This window comes from Rhodovulum strictum (assembly GCF_009649175.1).
Lineage (GTDB): Bacteria > Pseudomonadota > Alphaproteobacteria > Rhodobacterales > Rhodobacteraceae > Rhodovulum > Rhodovulum strictum.
This window is the reverse complement of the sequence record NZ_WJPO01000065.1, coordinates 1-2,259: the sequence shown is the minus strand read 5'-3', so window position 1 is coordinate 2,259 and position 2,259 is coordinate 1. Positions and strand designations below refer to the sequence as shown.

General features: G+C 67.6%; 5 protein-coding genes. All 5 read right to left on the bottom strand.

Going from position 1 to position 2,259, the window contains the following annotated elements:
• Nucleotides 1-20: 20 nt before the first annotated feature.
• Entirely contained in the window at nucleotides 21-557 is a 537-nt protein-coding gene (locus tag GH815_RS18580; protein WP_153750213.1) for a glycine-rich domain-containing protein, read from the bottom strand.
• Between the two features lie 3 nt (nucleotides 558-560).
• Nucleotides 561-935 (bottom strand): hypothetical protein, encoded by a 375-nt coding sequence (locus GH815_RS18575; RefSeq protein WP_153750212.1) that lies wholly within the window; start codon nucleotides 933-935, stop codon nucleotides 561-563.
• Nucleotides 935-1,393 (bottom strand): hypothetical protein, encoded by a 459-nt coding sequence (locus tag GH815_RS18570; RefSeq protein WP_170290399.1) that lies wholly within the window; start codon nucleotides 1,391-1,393, stop codon nucleotides 935-937. The genes GH815_RS18575 and GH815_RS18570 overlap by 1 nt, the downstream gene beginning before the upstream one ends.
• A 23-nt stretch (nucleotides 1,394-1,416) precedes the next feature.
• Nucleotides 1,417-1,839: a helix-turn-helix domain-containing protein gene (locus tag GH815_RS18565; protein WP_170290398.1), complete on the bottom strand. Its 423-nt coding sequence runs from the start codon at nucleotides 1,837-1,839 to the stop codon at nucleotides 1,417-1,419.
• Nucleotides 1,840-1,952: 113 nt separating this feature from the next.
• The coding region (locus GH815_RS18940; protein ID WP_170290397.1) for a hypothetical protein at nucleotides 1,953-2,259 on the bottom strand (307 nt) is incomplete at its 5' end.

The following is a 2,259-nucleotide window of genomic DNA, read 5'->3' as shown; positions in this document are numbered from 1 at the left end:
TCTGGTCTAGCAGCTTGAAACTACAGCGCTTTCAGGCGCACGCAACTTTTCCGGCCGAATTGGACGAATAAGCCGGGCTTATATGACGTAGGGTGCACCACGCCGGTATTGAGGCTGCTCACCAGATTTCGTGATGCGCCGCCGCCGCCACTAAGAGGCGGCTGACGCGAGGCCGAAAAATCAGGCTCGCCTGCGCCCCTCCCGCCGCCTCTCGCGGTCAGACCTAGCGCCAAACTATCCTGACCTCCCCCCTGATCTCCGGTCAGGCTTCCGACACCGCCAGCGCCCAAACCAACGACGAGGGAGTGGCTGCCGGCAGCCACATTCGCAACCCCGCTCAGCGCATCCCCGCCCGAGCCGCCCCCAGCGCCGCCATATTGAATAGCCCCACCGCGCCCACCACCACCGACGATCAGGTAGTCCACGTCCCCGCCCGCCTCGACCGTGATCGAGCCATCGGCCGGGAACTCGTAAACGTCATAGCTGGCGCCGCCAATCTCTACCGTTGCCTTGCTGGCCCCGACGCCCGTGAACCCGGAAATGACGGCATAGGCCATGGTTTACAGCCCCCGGCGCAGCGCCACGCCCGCGCCGAGGATCAGCCCCATCGGCACCAGCATCGGCCAGAACAGCGTGACGCACAGGATCACGCCCGCGCTCTGGAACGCCATGTCCTCCAGCCCATCGGACAGATCGCCGCCCAGATAGCGCCATTGCAGCCATTCCCAGCCCGCATAGAGGGTCAGCGAGATGGGGGCGAACCACGGGCCGATCAGGGCCACGGGCAGGGCGCCCACCAGCGCGAAGTGGAGCACCTGGTTTCTGGCATATTTCCGCGGATCGTCCGGGAACGCCGAGGGCGTCAGGAACAGCTCACGCAGCCACGGCGGCATGATCCGCACCAGCGCGGCGACAGGGGCGGGCAGGCTATCCATCACGCCCCCACCGCCGCCAGCGCGGCCACCAGATCGGCCAGAGCCTGCGACCCGCGCAGGGGCGCGGCCTTGGCGTCCCCGATCACCTCGGTTCGGGCGATATAGCGCGTCTCGATCCCGTCGCGATCCAGCGTGGCGGGCTGGATCAGCTCGCTGACCTCCAGCGTGTCCAGCCATGCCGACCATGCGTCATTCCACGCGGTCGCCGCTGCGTCGATCTGCGCCAGATGCCCGGCGAACACGGCCAGCGAGGACGGACCGCCGATGCTGGCCATGAACGCCGCGCTCGCGGCGGGCTGCTTCTGCCCCTCGGCCAGAGCCGACAGACACAGGGATTTCGCCGCCCGCATCGCGTCATTGGCCCGGTCGATGTCCCGCAGTCGCAGATCGCCCGTGCTGGACTGGATATAGCGCAGCGCCTCGGCCGCCTCGATCACGGCCGCCGCGGCCTGGGGCATCACAGCGGGGAATTTGGACAAGGTCATCGGTCAGTCTCCCACGAAAAAACAACACCATCCTCGCGCACCAGGCGGTATCCCTCCCCGAACACCGGCTCGACACGGGCCAGCCCGGACAGAGCTTTGCGCAGGGAGCAGACCAACACCTTGGCGGAGCAATCCGCGCGGGGCTCATCAACCCCCGGCCACAGCGCGGCATACAGGGCGGTATGCGGAATGACCTGCCCCTCCCGGCGATAAAGCGCACAGAACAGCGCGCGCTGCATCCGGGTCAGGCCGAGGCCGTTCCCCACCCGGTCATCGTCCTGCCCCGCCAGATCGGCCACCACAGACAGCAGCAGATCAACAGCGTCTGCCGGGCGCAGGTCCATCACGGTCTCGCGCAATTCCAGCATCGGATCGCGCCCGGCCTTCCCGTTGGGCAGGGCGACGCCATGGCGCACCATGGCGCGCGCGACAGACTGACGATGGATCCCAATCTCGTCGGCAAGTCGCTGCGGACAGAGCCCACGCCCTGCCGCTGCCTCCAATTGTGCTCGCGAGACCCGGGGCTGCATCATCACGCCGCCGGTGCGAAACCGATTTCGATGGCGCTGGTCAGTGCCATCGGGTTGCCCGCGGTCACCACCTGGGGCGCCGGGACGGGCAGCGTGACCAGCAGACGGCTGTTCGAGGCATCGACCAGCGCCCAATGCGTACCGGTGCCGGAAGCGTCGATGGTCCCGTCCGTGAAGGTGGCGATGTCCACCTTCCGGCCACCACCGGCCCGGTTCGTCTGCGCACCGATGCTGGGGGCGTTCTTCGTACCCAGCTTGTACGTGGTCGCAGCCTGCGCATAGGTCGTCGGCTCCTGGCTGCACAGGTGC

Excerpts from the sequence above, each read along its gene's own strand:
- GH815_RS18565 (WP_170290398.1), bottom strand. The coding sequence starts at position 1,839 with ATGGTGCGCCATGGCGTCGCCCTGCCCAACGGGAAGGCCGGGCGCGAT.
- GH815_RS18580 (WP_153750213.1), bottom strand. The coding sequence starts at position 557 with ATGGCCTATGCCGTCATTTCCGGGTTCACGGGCGTCGGGGCCAGCAAG.
- GH815_RS18570 (WP_170290399.1), bottom strand. The coding sequence starts at position 1,393 with ATGCCCCAGGCCGCGGCGGCCGTGATCGAGGCGGCCGAGGCGCTGCGC.
- GH815_RS18575 (WP_153750212.1), bottom strand. The coding sequence starts at position 935 with ATGGATAGCCTGCCCGCCCCTGTCGCCGCGCTGGTGCGGATCATGCCG.